This is a genomic window from Streptomyces sp. WMMC500 (genome assembly GCF_027497195.1).
In the GTDB taxonomy this organism is placed as follows: Bacteria; Actinomycetota; Actinomycetes; order Streptomycetales; family Streptomycetaceae; genus Streptomyces.
Genome location: NZ_CP114905.1, coordinates 4,788,388 through 4,805,140, shown reverse-complemented (window position 1 = coordinate 4,805,140; position 16,753 = coordinate 4,788,388). Strand labels below are relative to the sequence as shown.

Genomic DNA, 16,753 nt, shown 5'->3' with positions numbered 1-16,753 from the left:
GCCCTCACTCCGTGAGCGTCGCCGGAGTGATCGTCGACGACGAGGGCCGGGCCCTGCTCATCCAGCGCCGTGACAACGGCCAGTGGGAGCCGCCCGGCGGAGTCCTTGAGCCCGGGGAGACGATCCCCGAAGCGCTTCAGCGCGAGGTCCTGGAGGAGACGGGCCTGAAGATCGCGCTGCCCGCACTCCTCACCGGTGTGTACAAGAACATGACGGGCCTGATCGTCTCGCTTGTCTTCCGCTGCGAGGCCATCGACGGCACCCCGACCACCGGCGATGAGACCTACGCCCTCCGCTGGGCCACCCGCGCCGAGGTCACCGAACTCGCCGACGAGGCGTACGCGATCCGCGTCCTGGACGCACTCAACGCCGCATCGCCGCCGGCTGTGCGGGCGCATGACGGCGTAAGACTCGTCTAGCTCAAACCCACAACCCATCGCGGCCGCGTCGGACCTGGGAACTCACCCGCCCAGGACTCCCGGAGGAAGTCGGCCGCGTCCGCCGCTGGACGAGAGACGGACTCGGCGACACCACCTGCGCGGAAGAGGCCGCACTGATCGTGAGCGAGCTGAGCACGAAAGCCCTACTGCACACCGCCAGCGGAGCGGCCAGCGGGAGCATGCGCATCTCGCTCCTCCGCACCTCGGGATCGGTCGTGCTGGCAGTCACCGACATCGGCGGCGGTCGGAGGAAACCCCACGCAGTAGCTGCGACGGAAGGGGACGCCCACGGCCGCGGACTCACTCTCGTCTCGGCCCTCGGCCAACGCATGGAAGTAAGCGGAGACGACGAGGGCTACACGGTCATGGTTCGAACTGGACCCCGGCACGAAAGACCCGGAACCTCAGCCGAGGTCGGCCACCGGGCTGCGGCCGAGCACGCAGGGGCGGCATCGATAACCCTACGAACTCCCCCAGAGGAGCGCCGGTTTCTCTGCGAGTGCCACGTCAACGAGCGCCGGCTAACCGACTTCAACGCCCACGGCACAGACGAAGCACTGCGATGGCACAAGGCCACGCTGATGATGGTCGCGATCAACATGGACGACGAGCCCTACCGTGAAGCCCGCCACTGGATCGAACACGGCCAAGCCGAGACGACCCGAGAACCGGCGAAGGGCCAGACCCACACCCTCACCCTGAAGGAGCACACCACGCACGCTACTTGGACAGTCACACCAGTGCCCTACCTCCCACCTCCGAACCAGGCAGACACCAGCATGTGAGCCCCATGCGAAACAACCTTCTCCACGACTTCAGCAGCCCGGGCACCTTGTCCGCCAGGTGCGCAACGACGGTGGTGACGTAGGCATGGGCGGTGCCGACGGACACCTGGAAACCGGCGGCCAGTTGGGTGAGGGTGTCGTGCCGACGCAGGTACACCAGCGCGAGCAGCGCACGCCCGGACGGGCGTAGTGTTCAGCGGCGGTCACCCTCCCGGGTGACGATGAGCATGGTGACCCACTCCACGAGCGTGTGTGGGAGGTCAAGTGCGGCACGATAGGGCACCAACAGGGCTCCTGAGCTGGCGAGATGAGACGTCGAACACCTCTCCCAACAGCACAGGTGCCCTGACCGTCACGCGCCTCGCCCCCGTCACCCACACGGTGGCCAGTCTGAAAACCCTCACTGAGTGCGCATCATCACGGTGTTCGTGTATCGGCGGTCCGCCCGGTTCTGAAGCGGAAGCCGAACTTGGGAAGGACGGGTCGAGGGACCGTCCTGACTGATCACATCGAGGCTCGCCGGTGGAAGAAGCTCGACCGAGGCTACCGAGGAGCAAGTCAGGTTTCTTTACCATTTACTCACGTCGACGGCAATCCAAGCGCTACGCTCACTGACAAACACACTGTGATGACGATCAGCGCTCGCGCTGGCTGGGGGGATGAAGTGCACACGCTCACGGGAAAGCGAGTGGCCAAGTTTGCACGAGACTTTGGCTTCGAGGGGAGCGAGGCGAAGCAGTTCGAGCTGTACGTCGCAGCCAACTATCTCTTCCCTTATGTACGGGACGATGTCGAGCAGATTGAGAGCACTGTTCTCGGCGGCGGGACTGACGAGGGCATCGACATCGCTGCAGTCGTAGTCAACGGACAGATCGCCTTCGAACCCTCAGAAATCGACGATCTTATCTCAGACCAGGCGTCTAACACAGCGAGGGTAATCTTTATTCAGGCTAAGACAAGCGAGTCCTACGACTCGAAACTCATCGCGAAGTTCCTCCACGGCGTCGAGGCCGTGACAAAGTACGCGATTAAGGCGAAGAGCGTTGAGCTCCCTCCGGCGCTGGTCGACTTGGCTACTTTGATCGATCGGATCGCAGAGAGCGGCGACAAGTTTCAAGACACGCGAATCCCGTGCGAACTCTTCTATGTCACCACTAGCGGCAACGACGGGAAGAGCGCACAGCAAGAGCTTCAGGTCACAGAAGCGATCGATCGTATTCGAGCTCTCGGCATTTATGCAGAACCTTTGAATCTCAACACTCATGGCCACGATGCACTAGCTGCAAAGCTGAAAGAGCGTCACGGACCACAGAATATCCGGTTCAACTTTGAGAAGCGGCAGACCATCCCTGCGACCGAGCGGGTGAGTGAGGCTTACATCGGTCTCCTGTCCGGCGCGGAGGTGATGAAGCTGCTGACGGATGAGACTGGCTCCATGAGACCAGGGATCTTCGACGACAACGTGCGTCTCGATCTCGGTAGCCAAAACCCAGTGAATACGCGGATCACGAGGACCCTTCAGAGTGACGACCGCGAGCACTTCCCCTTCCTCAACAACGGACTCACGATCATTGCGACATCTCTCCGAGGGTCGGGTGACAGATTCTTCATCTCTGGGTATCAGATCGTAAATGGCGGGCAGACGAGTCACCAGCTCGTTAGGTGGACGGCAAGCGAAGCGGTTAAGACCAAGCCGTCCCTCCTCTCTGACCTTTGGATCCCGGTGAAGATCGTCAGCTCAGGTGACGCTGGGGTGCGAACGAGCGTGGCGATCGCTACTAACCTGCAAACTCCCATCGGCTCAACTGACATACAGGCGAGTTCCCAGATGGCGAAAGACGTGGAAGAATTTTTCAACCAGTCGGGCGTAAACGGACTACGTTATCTGCGGCAAAACCAGCATGCGTCTCTTGATTTCCCGCGGACTCGCGTTGTCACGACTCCCGAACTCAATCGAGCGGTCGCTGCAACACTGTTCGGTGATTCTTTCCGAGCGATCGGCGCTCCGAAAGAGCTAGAGGCTGAGGGTTCGTTCGTCTGGGGTGAATACTCCGTTGAGGCTTACTACTACGCGGCCTGGATCTTGTATCGGGTCGAAAGATTCTTCGCCCGAACACCCGATTCGACCACTCTCAAAGCCGCGAAGTATCACATCGCGATGATGGTGTCCGCTCTGATCACGCCGGGACTTGTGCCTGTCTTCGAAACCTCTGAGATAGAGACAGCAAGACGGCAGCTGAGGGACACTAAGAAGCTGAAGTTCAAGATTTCGGATTCGGATAAAATTGAAGTAGCGATCACTACTGCAGTCGAGCTTGCCACCGAGCAGTTTCAGCCGGTCTTGAACGAGGGCAGGAGTTTGCGCAAGGACGATGTGCGCAGCCGTCGTAACCAGGAGGCCCTGCTGCAAAAGGTCAAGGAGTCGAGCGCCAACGTCTAATGTTGGTCGGGTTTCGATTCACCAGGCGAAAGTAGTCAAACGAATAAGACCGGGGATGGACCCTCATCGACGATCCCCTGCCTTCTGGCCTCTGTTCTAGATCTTCAACGGCTGAGGTTGCGGCGGTTGGAGGTCGAGTCCGAGTTTGGCGAGGAGACGGTTGATGAGGCCGGGGCGGTATTGCATCGGTTTGAGCCGGGTCTTCACCAGGCCGTGAGTTCGTTGAGGCTGACGCTGAGAAACGAGCACGTTCCCTGTGGCGAACGGGTCGTGCCATTCGCGTGCCAGATCCTGCGGGGAACCACGGGGGACAGTCGGGAGTGGTCACAGTGCCCCGAACCATAGGTCTTCGCGGCCAGCAGTACAGCAGCCAAGTACCGTAACCACGGCAACGGTCAGCGAGCTTCCACGTCCATCCCGGAGCCTTGAAGTGGCCCAGATGACCGACAGCGCCCGATCCACATAGAGCTACGGATTAGAAGGTTGCAGGTTCGAATCCTGCCGAGCGCGCAGCAGCTCGGAGCCTCTGTCATTCACTCGACAGGGGGCTCTTCCATGGCTCTGGCGGGGGTCTCCGACAACAACCGCCGAACGGGACGAATCAGGCGGAGGCTTACCTGACAGTCAGCGGGACCTGGTGGTCCGGTGTGTCGAGCCAGACGGAGTGGCCCTGAGGACCGACTGTCAGTCCGAAGCGGTTGAAGTCGGGTTGGCCCTGTTCGACCCACCAGCGGTGGGCGGTCTCGACTTCATCCCACAGCTTCCGGGGTCCGGACTGCACCACTTCGTATTCACTGCGGTTGGGCTCATAGTCCGCCGTGGCCCACGAGGTGACAGCGGCATCGCGTAGCCACAGCGTGTACGAGCCATCCGGGTAGGACTCCATCCACGGAAACGCCGCCGGCACCTGAAGACCGATGGCGAACATCACCACCCAGTCACCCACCTCGTCCGGGGACAGCGAGGTCACCGACCGGTCCCCGTCCGCTGGCCAAGGGCGGCCCTTGAGGTAGTCACGCACGTGCGGGCGGGCCGTCCGCTGTGCGCGTAGGCGCATGAACGCCGAGGAGCCCACGAAGTGGCCCGAAGCGGTGACGTCGTCGGCCACGGTGAGTCGGGCAACGGCTTCCCCGCCGTAGGTCGGCCCCCACGGCGCGACGATCACACCACCCGGCCGGGTCTGCTCTATCCACGCGGAGGGGATACGGCTTACGGAACACGTGGCGATCACCCGGTCATAAGGAGCCCGCGGCGCATGCCCCTGGGCGCCATCACCGACCACCGTCACCGGATTGCACCCTGCTGCCTCCAGACGGGTACCGGCCTCCTGCGCAGCGGCCGGGTCCACCTCCACCGTGACGACGTTGGCGGAGCCGAGCCGGCGCGCCAGCAGGGCGGCATTCCAGCCCGTTCCGGTGCCGATCTCCAATACGTGGTGCCCGTCGTCCACGTCCAGCGCCTTGAGCATGGAAAAGACCATGGACGGCATGGAGTTGGAACTTGAGGGGATCTTGCCCTTGCCGGGACCGGTGTAGGCGCCGTCATCCCACTGCGTGGTGATCGGCGCGTCCCGGTAGACCGCCTGCCACCACAACTCCGGTTCCGCAGAACGGATCACCCGGTCGTTCGGCCGATTCATACCCGCCTGACCGGGCCAGATGACATCCGGCATGAACAGATGCCGGGGCACCGCCTCGAACGCGGGCAGCCAATCGGAGGTCAGCACCCCCTTGTCCAGTAACGCGGAGGCCAGCCGTTCAGGACCGGCCTCCGCCAACTCGTGCTTGGTCATTCAGCGTCCGTCCGCCGGTCCCTGGCCGTCGTTGGTGTTGCCGCCTTCATCCGAGCCGCCACCACCGTGCTTGTTCCCACTGTCGCTGTCATCCTGCGGGTTGCCACCCTCCGCCATCAACAACCACCGCTGCACGCTCATCTTCATGCCCATCCTCCTCGATTCACTCTGCTCGGTACCGTCCTACTCGGGCTTGTGGGAGCCAGCCGGTTCCACAACCCCCTGGTCAACCGGAGTAGGCCGCACTGCCGGCCAGACCACGCCTCGCACGCAGACCGCGCTCACAGCACGACCATCAGCCTCTGCCGCATGACACCTCGCCCTTGCCCTCTCCGAGATCCCCCCGCACCCACTCCGGGTCGACCACCACGGCCCACACGGTTTTGCCGATCGCACGCTCTGCGACCCCCCACCGAGCCGCGAACTGTTCAACCAGGTGCAGCCCGAAGCCGCCCTTGCCGTCCGGCACACGCCGCACCGGCCGATCGTCGGAGGCGTCATGCACCTCAATGCGCACCCCGCCGTCAAGCCGGACAAACCGCGTTGAGACCTCCCGCCCCTGCACACCCGCATGAACGACCGCGTTCGTGACCAGTTCCGAGACCACAAGCACAGCCGGTCCCTCGATCCTGACCAGCCCCCACCCGGCCAACGCCTTACGCATCTGCGACCGCGCCAGCGCAACACACCGGGGATGCCGCCGCCACTGCCACGTCATCGCTTGTCCGCCTGTGTCCAGTTGCTGAAGCCGCATGACCGACAGGATGGGAGAAGAGATGCCGATCTCGATTCCCGGCGAGGGGGATACCCATGATGGGTACACTCCAGTGACGGATTGGCTGATGATTCCGTAGAGACAGATGACGGGGAAGTCGCATGTCAGACCGCATGTCGCCAGCCGCTCTACCGGCGCACGTCCTCAACCGTGTCGATGTGCAGGCCGCGCTGCGGTGTCATGATTTCGGCAAGGTGTTCAAGCTGGCCCGGCAATGGGGCGGAATCAGTTTCGTGAAGATCGCCGACGCCTGCGACATCAAGCCCGAGCGCGTGGGGAAGTTAGCCCGGGGCGAGGGCGCGATCACCACCTACGAGAAAATCACGCGCATCGCGGACGCACTGGCCGTTCCCGGTCACCTCGTCGGCTTGGCGCCACGCCCGTGGGAACAAGCGCAACAGGATCGGGCACCGAGCGACCAAGAGAATCAAGCGCTGCTTCTGTCTGATCATTCGAAGGCGGCAGGTGCCCCCTGTCCCGGCAGAGCGGCAACAGCCGATCAAGAAGGAGACGACGTGCGGCGCAGGAGGTTCCTCGCGACAACAGGACTCGCAGGAGTCGTCGGCATGCTCCCCGAGAGCGGAGCAGGGTCCCGGCTCGGCCATCGCGACGTAGAGCACCTGCGGTTACGTTCTTCCCGGCTCCGCCGCCTGGACGACGTTCTAGGCGGGACAGACACACGCCATGTCTACCGCGCCGAGTTGGACGCCACCGTGCGCCTGATGCGCCGCGCCAGTTACTCGGAGACCACCGGCAGGCAGTTGCTCACGGTTGTCGCTGAGCAGGCGCAGCAGGCGGGTTGGGCCGCATTCGATGCTGGTGATCAGCGGGAGGCATCCGCTCTCTACCGGCGAGCGCACGATGCTGCCAGAGAGGCGAAGGACACGGCCCTTGAGGGCAACGCCCTTGCCTTCCTCGCGTACCAGCAGGTCAGTAGCGCAGCGTCGGGAGTGGCCACTGCGGTTGCCTCGTGCAACGCCGCGGGACCCGATGTGCCGCCCACCGTCCTAGGTCTGCTGTACGAGCGCCGGGCTTGGGCTCATGCGCGTGCCGGGGAGGCGACAGAGACAGAGCGCGCGCTCGCCCACGCAGAGGAGGCCCTGAGCGGCATCTCCGACGAGCCAGGACCCGATTGGGCATCGTGGGTCGACGGGCGTGAGTTGCAGATCATGAAGGGCCGGTGCTGGACGGAGTTGCGCCGCCCGCTGCGCGCCGTCCCCGAGCTTGAGGCCGCGCTTGCCGACTTCGATGACGCGCATGCGCGGGACAAGGCGCTCTACCTCTCCTGGCTCGCTCACGCCTATCTGGACGCCGGGGAGGTCGAGCAGTCTGCGAAGGTGATCAGCAGGGTCATCGATCTCTCAGCCGGTGTCGGCTCCGTCCGTCCGCGGCAGCGCGCCCGCACCTTCCTGACCCGCTTGCACCCTCACCGGTCGTTGGGGGCCGTCGCCGAGGTGTTGCGCCGAGCCGCATGACTACTCAGGCCGTTCCGTCGGCCAGTTCCTCTGCCACGGTCCGACGTACCCAGTCCAGATAGCCCCGCGCGCCGGCGGTGATCGGGACGGCTGTGATCTCTGGGTTGTTCCACGGATGGTGCTCCAGGAGATGCGATTCAAGTTCCGCGTAGCGGTCTGCGGTGGTCTTGAAGATGACCTGCCATTCCTCGCCCTCGCCGAACTCGCCCAGGTGCCAGAATAGTGAGACCACTGGCCCGACCACTTGAACGCCGGCCGCCAATCGCGCCTGTGTCGCACTCCGACCGAGCGCAACCGCCGCCTCCCGCGTCTCGGTTGCCGTGTAGACCTGTACGAACTCACTCATGCCCTGAGGCTAGCGACTCGTTGAGAGCATCACCGGATCGCGCCCACGCCGACCCGGTGGCGCTGCTGAGTCCGACCCCTGAGCACGAGCACAGGACCACGGCAACCACGGGGCTGCCACGGCCGAGACCGCAACGGCGGCGATGGGCACGACGCCAGGCGCAGGCCGGGGGCGACGGAGCAGGAGATCACGTCGCCCGGCGATGGAGACGCTGGAGTCACTGCGCCGGGTGGCACCGACGTGGATGCGGCACCACACCTTGGCCCTGGCGGGCGCCGGCTGGGGTCTGGACGATCTGGCGGACGACACCACCCTGGTCGTCTCCGAATTGGTGACGAACGCGATCCAGCACGCACGGCGAGAGTCCATCCGCGTCATCGTCGAGCGGGCCGATGCGACGCGCGTGCGCGTAGGTGTCGTGGACTTCTCGCAAGCGCGCCCGGGCGCCGATGGTCAGTGTGGCTTTTGCCAGACGGACACGCTGGAGGGGCTATCGCCGGTGAAGGGCGATCGATCCCAGTCGGCGTACCGATGGACCAGGCCGAGTCCCGCCATCTTGGCCATCACATCCATCTCCGAGGGCCACACGTAGCGGTGGGGCGTGCCGCCCGCGCTGATCACCTGTCCCCTGCTCAGTTGGTACCGGTGGGAGAACACACGCTGGGTGACCAGGTCGTAACTGTCAAAGATCAGTAGGTCGTCGGTGACCGTGCCGGGCACCAGGGCCTGACCGGGGGGCAGTTGCCGTAGCTGGGGGACCCAGACCTCGATGACGAAGTGGCCACCGGGACGCAGATGGCGGGCGGCGTTGTGGAAGCAGGCGATCTGTTCGTCTTGGTGGAGCAGGCACGTGATCGCGTTGTAGACGATGTAGACGAGTGCGTAATCCCGTCCGGGTGCGTCGGCCGTGGCCATGCTCCCGACGGTGGCGGGCAGGTCAGCGGCGGGAACCGTGGCGTGCAGGACGTCGATCATCGCCGGAGACACATCCACGCCGGCCACCTCGACGCCGCGGCGCAGCAGCGGCACGGCAATGCGTCCGGCGCCGATCGCCAGCTCCAGCGCCGGACCGTCACCTGCCAGCCCGGCCAGGAAGTCGACCGTCCCCGCGACCGCTTCGGTGTCCGCCACGTCGCTCGGGTGGTAATCGGCGGCGATACGGTCCCAGAGGTTCCGCTGCTCGGCACTGGAGTCCAGCAAGACTGCGTCTCCTTCTCCCAACGGCCCACGACCGGGTGATTGTGGCAAGCGGCACCTGCGTCGGCACAGCGGATTTCCCGCCGCGGACACTCCCTCGTCTCCGCACGTGCACAAGTCACTCGTGACTGCAACGACTGCGCAGGTCGACACCACGCAGGTGTCCTCTGCTGGTTTTCGTGTCCCGTGCGGCGGTGACGTCCAAGGGCCAGGGTGCACCCCGTAGGGGCAGGCATCGGGGGTGGTGGGTGGGCATAGTGGGGGGATGGAGGGTCGGTCTGAGTTGGGGAGGTTTCTGCGGTCGCGGCGGGGGCGGTTGCGGCCCGAGGACGTGGGGCTCGTGGACTACGGGGGGCGGCGGCGGGTGCCCGGGTTGCGGCGGGAGGAGCTGGCGCAGCTTGCCGGGGTGAGTGCCGGGTACTACACGCGGCTTGAGCAGGGGCAGAGTCTCAACGCGTCCGATGCGGTGCTCGGGGCTCTTGCGCGGGTGCTGCGGCTGGACGAGGACGAGCGTGCCCATCTGTACAGCCTCGCGCGGCGGAAGGCGGCCGGGGCGGTGTCGTCCCGGCCCGGGGTGGAGCGGGTGCGGCCCGGGGTGCGGCAGATGGTCGCGTCGTTCGGTGATGTGCCGGCGCTGGTGATCGGGCGCTGCGGTGACGTCCTGCTGTGGAACCGGATGGCGCACGCGCTGCTCGCCGGTCATCTGGACGTACGGGCGCCGGAGCAGCTCCCGGAGCGGCCCAACGTCGCGCGCCTGGTCTTCCTCGATCCGCACACCCGCGAGCTGTACGCGGACTGGTGGCAGAAGGCCCGTGACACGGTTGCCGACCTCCGGCAGACGGCCGGCCGGTACCCGGACGACCCCCGCCTCACCGCGCTCATTGGCGAACTCACCGTGCGGAGCCCGGAGTTCGCCTCGTTGTGGGCGGCCCACGCCGTACGGCCGTGCGCCCAGCGCTTCACCCGCGACTTCCGGCACCCCCTCGTGGGACCGCTGCGGCTGACGAACGAGCTCATGGAGCTGACGTCCGACCACGGCCAGCGCGTCGCGGTGTTCAACGCCGAGCCCGGCTCGTCCTCGGAAGCTGCCTTGCTTCTCCTCTCCGACATGACGGACGGGGGGCTGTCCGCGGTCCCGTCCGCGCCTCGGCGCGCGGACATCGGCTGACGGGCCGGCCCTCGCCGCGATCCTGCACCTGTCATGCCTACGCATCGCAGAGGGCTGGGTCCCCCTTCCCCGGCGCCTCAGGGTGGGTCGCACCACACCCATCGCGTTCGCCCGGGAGAGACAACGGTGGCTACCGACGTACCCGACCTGACATCCCGCAGCACCCCCGCCCCTGGCGGGCTACGGGGACTGCTGACCCTGATCACCCTGTGCAGCGCCACGTTCCTGATCGCGATGGACTTCTCCGTCGTCACGGTCGCGCTCCCCGAGATCGGCACCGACCTGGGCTTCGCGAGCACGGGCGAGCTGCAGTGGGTGGCCACCGCGTGCCTGCTCCCCACCGCGAGCCTGCTCCTGCTCTTCGGGCGGGTCTCCGATCTGGTGGGCCGGCGACGGCTGTTCGTCCTCGGCATCCTGCTGTTCACGGCGTTCTCGCTGCTCGCCGGGCTCGCGGCCGCGCCGGGCGTGCTGATCGCCGCGCGCGCCGGTCAGGGAGTGGCCGCCGGCATGGTCGGTCCGACCGCTCTCGCGCTGCTGACCACCGTCTTCCCCGAAGGCCCGCGGCGGACCAGGGCGCTGGCCGTCAACGGCGTGCTGCTCTCCCTCGGCTTCGTCGTCGGCACCATCGGCGGGGGCCTGGTCACCAGCGGCCTGAGCTGGCGCTGGACGATGCTCATCATGGTCATCATGGGCGGGGCCATCCTGCTCGGCGCGCTGGCCCTGCTGCCCGCGGACACCGGGCGCGCCGCCGTACGGCTCGACGTGCCCGGGGCGGTCCTGGCCAGCGGCGGTCTGTTCGCCCTCGTCTTCGGCATCTCGACCGGCGCCGACCGGGGTTGGACGAGCGGGTCGACCCTGGGGTCGCTCGGCGCCGCCGTCGTGCTGATCACCGCGTTCCTGCTGGTGGAGGCCCGGCACCCGGCGCCGCTCGTGGCGCCGGAGATGCTGAACCGGCCCACGGTGAAATGGAGTTTCCTCGTCGGCTTCTGCACCTTCGGCATGTGCGGCGGCACCACGGTGCTGCTGAGCCTCTACATGCAGGACGTGCTCGGCTACTCCCCGCTCGAAACGGGCCTGGGCTTCCTGGCCGAGGGGGCAGCCGCCATCGTCGCGGGCGGCATGGCCGCGCGGCTGATCGGCTCGACGGGCACCCGGGTCACCATGATCGTCGGTCTGGTCGTGCAGGGGCTGGGCACCGCGTCGATGGTGTGGCTGCCCGCCAGCGGCGGGCCGGTCCTGCTGCTGGTGACCTCGGGTGCCATGGGCTTCGGGCACGTTCTGGCGGTGGTCGCGTTCATCACCACCCTCACCTCCGGCCTGCGGCCCGCGGAGCAGGGCATCGCCGGCGCGCTCTCCCAGATGCCGCAGTTCGTCGGCGCGATCGGGGTCGCGGGGCTCGCGGCCATCGTGACCGCGCGGTCCGACGCGCTCGCCTCGTCCACCACCGAGCCGGCGGCCGTCCTCGGCGGGGTGCACGCCGCCATGCTCACCGCCGGCGTGGTGTGCCTCCTCGCGGTGGTCGTGGCCGCCACCCTGCCCCACAAGGCGGTGCCGTCCACCACGACGGCCGAGGCTTGAGCGTACGGGCCGGTCCGTTCCCCTGTGACCGTTATGGCCCCGGTTATCCGGTCGCCCCTTCCGTCGCCGCGGCCCCGCCGGCGGGCAGTGACAGGAAGTTGTCCGAGTCCTCCGTCTTGGTCCTCCTGTGCCGGATCCGCCGATCCGCTCACCGCGCCCGGCGCCGGGTCCACAGACCACCTGGTCACCCGCTCCCGAGTTCCAGTCTGACCAGGTACGTGACGGAGCCCGCCAGGTGGACGCGCTGGGTGTGGGTGGGCAGGAGGCCCGCCCGGATGGCCGGGGACAGGGGGCCGGGGGTCGGCAGGAGGAGCACCGCGCTGCCGGTGGGGGTGAGGAGGCGGCGGAGCTCCCGCCACCAGGCGGACGGGGCCGCCGCGAGCCGGGCCCTGGGGTGGACCTGGGTGCCCCACGGGGGGTTGCACACGATGCGGTCGACCGAGGCGTCGGGGAGCGGGAGTCTGCCCGCGTCGGCCCGGTGGATGCGGATGCGGTCCAGTGCCGCGGTGGCGCTGTTGGCGCGGGCGGCGTCCAGCGCGGCCGGGTCGATGTCGTAGCCCTGGTAGCGCGCCGCCTCCGGGTGGGCCAGCGCCGCCTCGATGAGCAGGGTGCCCGCGCCGCAGCAGGGGTCGAGGACCGTGTGGCCGGGTCCGATCGCCGCCAGCCCCGCCATCGCCGCCGCCAGCGGCGGGTGCAGGCTCCCGGGCACCGTCGACTGCTTGTACGGGCGGCGGTGGAGCGGGCGCGGGGTGATGCGGAGCATCAGCGTCGCTTCGGTGCCGTCCAGCGTCAGACGCCACGGCGCGTAGTCCGGCGGGGGCGCGCCCCCGGTGCGGCGCGCGTGGTACGGCACGTCCAGGCGGGCGGCGAGCGCGCGGCCGACCGCGTCCTCCGCGTCGTACCTGGTGAAGCTCCGCCTGCCCAGGAACGACGCCGAGACCTCCACCCCCGGCGGCGTACCGGTGAGGTGCGGGACGAGGGCGTTGCGGTGGCGGAGCAGCCGTGCCGGGTCGCACCTCCCCGCGAGTCTTCCCAGCTCCGGCAGGCCCGCCTTGGTCGTTCCCACGTCCCGGCCGCGCGCGGCCGGCAGGAACACGTCGTCCGCCGTGCGCAGTTCCGTGACGCCCGTGTCGTAGGGGCGCCGGGCCCGGAAGTGTACGGAGCGGTGTCCGGTCGCGGTGATGCTGCCCAGTTCGTTCCGCAGGATCTCGGCCGCCAACTGCGGTTCCAGACCGCGGGCGCACCGAGCGACGAAGTGTGCGTCGTCGCGCATGATGTCTGTTCTTCTCCCACGCCAAGGCCCGGGACGGCGCCACGCCGCCCCGCCTCGTCGACGACGGGGGATCCTCGCCTCGCCGACGGCGCCCTAGCGCAGGTGGAAGAAGTACATGCCCCCGATCCTACGGGGGCGTGCGCCCGGCGCCCGCGGCGCGGGCGGGTGCGCCCGCGGCGCGGGCGGGTGGTGCCGTCCCGTGCGGCGGCGCGGTGCGGTGGGATGCTGGTGCGCATGGCCGACACCGATCCGAAGGCGGACCTCCACCGCTCCCTGCAGATGGCCCGCGACGCGCTGCTGTGGAAGCTGGAGGGGCTGTCCGAGTACGACGTACGGCGTCCGCTGACGCCGACCGCCACCAACCTGCTGGGGCTCGTCAAGCACCTGAGCGGCTGCGAGATCGTGTACTTCGGCGCCACCTTCGGGCGGCCCTTCGGCGAGTTCGTGCCCTGGCTCGACGGCCCCGGCGCCGACGTCCCCGACGTCGACATGTGGGCCACCGCCGACGAGTCCCGCGAGAGCGTCGTCGGTCTCTACCGGCGCGCCTGCGCGCACGCCGACGACACCATCGCCGCGTTCGCGCTGGACGACCTCGGCCGCGTGCCGCACTGGCCCGACGACCGGGCCGAGGTGACGCTGCACCGGATCTTCGTCCACATGCTCGCCGACACCCACCGCCACGCCGGGCACGCCGACATCGTGCGCGAGCTGATCGACGGCGCCGCCGGACTGCGGCGGGGCAACTCCGGCGTGACGTCCCGCGACCGCGCCCGCTGGGAGTCCCACCGGCGGGGGGTCGAGGACGCCGCCCGGGAGGCGCAGGGGAGGGAGTCAACTACCTGGCCCTAAAGGGCCGGGCTTGCAGGCAGAGTGAGAGCTGATGTCCCACTGTGGTTCCCTGCGTCCGGTACCGCTAGGCGGTACTGGGGCGGTTGACTGCGCCCCGCTGCCACACAGCATCGGCCCGGTGGGCGATGTTGCGGGAGCCGTTGTGGTCCGCGTGCAGAACGATGCCGCAGGACTTGCACACGAACCGTGCTTGTGTCACCCGGTTCGATCGATGGGTGTGCCAGCACTGCGAGCACTGGCGGGAGGTGTTGCGCGGGTCCACATGGACCACGGGCACGCCCGCCCGGCGTGCTTTGTACTCGACAAAGGCGCCGAGTTGGGCGAACGCCCAGGAGGAGAGCCGTGCCCGCTGGTCTTTCTTGGCCGTAACCCTCTGCCGGATGCCGGTCAGGTCTTCCAGACCGATACCCCGCGAGGTGCGTTCAGCGGTGGTCACGAGCTTCTTGGCGATGATGTGGTTGCGCTGGGTGGCGTACCGGGCTTCCTTGCGCCGCTGGCGCTTGAGGACACGGGCCGCGCTCCGGGTGCGCTTCTTCTGGAGCTTGGTGCGCAGGTCACGCTTGTGCTGCCGGTACCGGTTGACCTGACGGCCGGACATGATCTTGCCGTCGCTGGTGGTGGCGATGTTGACGATGCCGAGATCCACGCCGAGGAAGCCGTCAGGCTCGAACACTTCGGGCTCGGGGATGTCGATGGTGGCGATCAGGAAGAACATGCCGTCCCGCATCACCAGGTCGCTCTCTCCCTTGCGCGAGGCGAGGAGCTTCACGGCCTCGGGCGAGCAGACGAACGGAATGCCCTTGAGTCGTCCGGCCACCGTCCAGATGCTGACGGTCTGCGCGTCCAGGTTCCAGGTCAGAATCCGGTCGTCATACGGCTGCGCCGATGTCTCGCGGAAACCGATCGGCTTCGACTCCGCCTTGGTCCGGCGCTTGGAATCTTCGGGACCGTAGTTCCCGGCCCGCAGGTTCGCCTTGAGCGTGGCATACGCGTCACAGACCTTCTTGACGGTGCGCACAGCGGCCTGCGCCCCGAGATCAAAGTCAACCTTGATCCGGTGGTAGACGGCATCCTGCAACACGTTCCGGCGCTTGAGGTCCTTCGCGAACGCCACTTCGGACGCCGCATTCGCCGCCCGGTTGCAGGCACGCAGAGTCGCCGCCAGTGCATCCGCGTCATGCGCGGACGCAGGCAACAACTTCACCTGCGCGACGATCTTCACACAGAACAACCTAATAGAGATGATCACCGGAGGTCAACTTGCCGCACAAGCACGGTCTTTCGCCCTGGCGGCGAAACCCCGCCCGTTGCCCTGCTCCGCAGGAGCTTCGGTTCCTCCCCGCTCTAAAGGACGGGGCATCCTCGAAGGAGACCAGGTGAACCGTTCCCCTTCCTGGTTGGGGTTCCCTGTCGCCCACGCTCCGGCCTGTTCGCCTTCGGCGATTCTGCCGTTGGCAGATCGCCCGCCCCTTCCCTTCGTCCCCGGCCCACTTACGCTGAGACCGTGACCAATCACGCGCCGAAGCGCCACGCCCGCGTCCTCCCCCTGCGCCCTCCCGCGCCCGAGGCGCCCGAGGCGCCCGACGGGCGCGAGCCCCTCTGGCGGCAGGTCGTCGGGGACGTGCTGCGGCGGGAGCGGTTGGCCCAGGAGCGGACGTTGAAGGACGTCGCCGACGCCGCGCGGATCTCGATGCCGTACCTCTCCGAGGTCGAACGCGGCCTGAAGGAGGCCTCGTCCGAAGTCCTCGCCGCCGCCGCGCAGGCGCTCGGGCTTCGGCTGGCCGACCTCCTCGTGCTCGCGCACGGCGAGATCGTCCGCCTCTCCGGCATACGGGACCGGGAGCGGGAGCGGGCCCGGGGGAGGGCCGCCGGCCTCTCCTCCGTCACCGAACTGCCCACCGCCCGCTCGCGCCCGGGCGACGTGCGGCTCGCCGCCTGATCCGGCCGGCGTCCGGCACAGGGGCCGGCGTGGGCACAGCGGGCGGGTCCGGCACAGCGGGGCGGCGCCCCGCTGTGCCCGCCCGGGTCCCCGGCTCCGTCACAGGTGGCGCTTGCTGATCACCTGGTCCGCCAGTCCGTACGCCACGGCCTCCTGCGCCGTGAACACCTTGTCCCTGTCGGTGTCCGCGCGCAGGGTCGCCACCTCGTGCCCCGTGTGCCGCGCCAGGACCTCCTCCATCTGCGTCCGGATCCGCAGGATCTCCTTCGCCTCCAGGCTGAGGTCCGACACCGTCCCGCGCCGCACCCCGCTCGCCGGCTGCCCCAGCAGCACCCGCGCGTGCTCCAGCACGAAGCGGCGGCCCTTGTCCCCGCCCGCGAGCAGCACCGCCGCGGTCGACGCCGCCTGTCCCACGCAGAACGTGGAGATGGGGGCGCCGACGAACGTCATGGTGTCGTAGATCGCCATCAGCGAGGTGTACGAGCCGCCGGGGGAGTTGATGTAGATCGAGATCTCGGTGCCGGGGCTCGCCGACTCCAGGTGGAGGAGCTGGGCGATGACGACGTTCGCGACGCCGTCGTCGATCTCGGTGCCGAGGAAGATGATCCGCTCCGAGAGCAGCCGGCTGTAGATGTCGTACGCGCGCTCGCCGTGCGCGGTGCGCTCGACGACGTTCGGGATCGTGTACTGGCTCAT

At 67.8% G+C, this 16,753-nt stretch carries 15 protein-coding genes and 3 pseudogenes; 9 read left to right on the top strand and 9 right to left on the bottom strand.

Going from position 1 to position 16,753, the window contains the following annotated elements; all coding sequences use genetic code 11:
• Nucleotides 1-11: 11 nt before the first annotated feature.
• Together O7599_RS20645 and O7599_RS36910 are read left to right on the top strand one after the other, a co-directional pair.
• Nucleotides 12-419: an NUDIX domain-containing protein gene (locus tag O7599_RS20645; RefSeq protein WP_281617082.1), complete on the top strand. Its 408-nt coding sequence runs from the start codon at nt 12-14 to the stop codon at nt 417-419.
• 119 nt (nt 420-538) lie between these two features.
• Nucleotides 539-1,225, top strand: a pseudogene (locus tag O7599_RS36910) (ATP-binding protein); the annotation flags it as partial.
• A gap of 19 nt (nt 1,226-1,244) precedes the next feature.
• Here the strand turns inward: O7599_RS36910 and O7599_RS20635 are convergent.
• Nucleotides 1,245-1,511: pseudogene (locus O7599_RS20635) on the bottom strand (transposase family protein); the annotation flags it as partial.
• Between the two features lie 342 nt (nt 1,512-1,853).
• Between O7599_RS20635 and O7599_RS20630 the strand changes: the two are divergent.
• Nucleotides 1,854-3,665 (top strand): AIPR family protein, encoded by a 1,812-nt coding sequence (locus O7599_RS20630; RefSeq protein WP_281617081.1) that lies wholly within the window; start codon nt 1,854-1,856, stop codon nt 3,663-3,665.
• Between the two features lie 613 nt (nt 3,666-4,278).
• On the opposite strand, the gene O7599_RS20625 is transcribed toward O7599_RS20630, so the two are convergent.
• From O7599_RS20625 to O7599_RS20615, 3 genes are all read right to left on the bottom strand, one after another.
• The gene (locus O7599_RS20625; protein WP_281617080.1) at nt 4,279-5,457 is read right to left on the bottom strand and encodes a methyltransferase domain-containing protein; all 1,179 of its coding nucleotides are present in this window, start codon (nt 5,455-5,457) and stop codon (nt 4,279-4,281) included.
• Complete coding sequence (locus O7599_RS20620; RefSeq protein WP_281617079.1) at nt 5,458-5,604, bottom strand: hypothetical protein; 147 nt, start codon at nt 5,602-5,604, stop codon at nt 5,458-5,460. It abuts the gene before it with no gap.
• Between the two features lie 148 nt (nt 5,605-5,752).
• Complete coding sequence (locus O7599_RS20615; protein WP_281617078.1) at nt 5,753-6,211, bottom strand: ATP-binding protein; 459 nt, start codon at nt 6,209-6,211, stop codon at nt 5,753-5,755.
• 122 nt (nt 6,212-6,333) lie between these two features.
• Between O7599_RS20615 and O7599_RS20610 the strand changes: the two genes are divergently transcribed.
• Nucleotides 6,334-7,707 (top strand): XRE family transcriptional regulator, encoded by a 1,374-nt coding sequence (locus O7599_RS20610; RefSeq protein WP_281617077.1) that lies wholly within the window; start codon nt 6,334-6,336, stop codon nt 7,705-7,707.
• 4 nt (nt 7,708-7,711) lie between these two features.
• Here O7599_RS20610 and cutA read toward each other — a convergent pair whose 3' ends face one another.
• The gene (gene cutA / locus O7599_RS20605) at nt 7,712-8,053 is read right to left on the bottom strand and encodes a divalent-cation tolerance protein CutA (RefSeq protein WP_281617076.1); all 342 of its coding nucleotides are present in this window, start codon (nt 8,051-8,053) and stop codon (nt 7,712-7,714) included.
• A 202-nt stretch (nt 8,054-8,255) separates the two neighbouring features.
• Between cutA and O7599_RS20600 the strand changes: the two are divergent.
• A pseudogene (locus tag O7599_RS20600) lies at nt 8,256-8,489 on the top strand (ATP-binding protein); the annotation flags it as partial.
• Between the two features lie 17 nt (nt 8,490-8,506).
• Here the strand turns inward: O7599_RS20600 and O7599_RS20595 are convergent.
• Nucleotides 8,507-9,253, bottom strand: a complete 747-nt coding sequence (locus O7599_RS20595) for a class I SAM-dependent methyltransferase (protein ID WP_348652555.1) — start codon at nt 9,251-9,253, stop codon at nt 8,507-8,509.
• 262 nt (nt 9,254-9,515) lie between these two features.
• On the opposite strand from O7599_RS20595, the gene O7599_RS20590 reads away from it, so the two are divergent.
• Nucleotides 9,516-10,418 (top strand): helix-turn-helix transcriptional regulator, encoded by a 903-nt coding sequence (locus O7599_RS20590; RefSeq protein ID WP_281617075.1) that lies wholly within the window; start codon nt 9,516-9,518, stop codon nt 10,416-10,418.
• A 126-nt stretch (nt 10,419-10,544) separates the two neighbouring features.
• On the top strand, nt 10,545-11,996 hold the full coding sequence (locus O7599_RS20585; protein WP_281617074.1) for an MFS transporter: 1,452 nt from the start codon (nt 10,545-10,547) through the stop codon (nt 11,994-11,996).
• Between the two features lie 184 nt (nt 11,997-12,180).
• Here the strand turns inward: O7599_RS20585 and O7599_RS20580 are convergent, their stop codons facing one another.
• Nucleotides 12,181-13,269, bottom strand: coding sequence for a methyltransferase domain-containing protein (locus tag O7599_RS20580; protein WP_281617073.1), 1,089 nt, complete (start codon nt 13,267-13,269; stop codon nt 12,181-12,183).
• Between the two features lie 234 nt (nt 13,270-13,503).
• On the opposite strand from O7599_RS20580, the gene O7599_RS20575 reads away from it, so the two are divergent.
• A complete protein-coding gene (locus O7599_RS20575; protein ID WP_281617072.1) occupies nt 13,504-14,118 on the top strand; it encodes a DinB family protein in 615 nt (204 codons plus the stop codon).
• Nucleotides 14,119-14,182: 64 nt separating this feature from the next.
• Here O7599_RS20575 and O7599_RS20570 read toward each other — a convergent pair whose 3' ends face one another.
• A complete protein-coding gene (locus O7599_RS20570; protein WP_281617071.1) occupies nt 14,183-15,340 on the bottom strand; it encodes a transposase in 1,158 nt (385 codons plus the stop codon).
• 282 nt (nt 15,341-15,622) lie between these two features.
• Between O7599_RS20570 and O7599_RS20565 the strand changes: the two genes are divergently transcribed.
• On the top strand, nt 15,623-16,057 hold the full coding sequence (locus O7599_RS20565) for a helix-turn-helix transcriptional regulator (protein ID WP_281617070.1): 435 nt from the start codon (nt 15,623-15,625) through the stop codon (nt 16,055-16,057).
• A 99-nt stretch (nt 16,058-16,156) separates the two neighbouring features.
• On the opposite strand, the gene O7599_RS20560 is transcribed toward O7599_RS20565, so the two are convergent.
• Nucleotides 16,157-16,753 (bottom strand): ATP-dependent Clp protease proteolytic subunit, encoded by a 597-nt coding sequence (locus O7599_RS20560; protein WP_281617069.1) that lies wholly within the window; start codon nt 16,751-16,753, stop codon nt 16,157-16,159.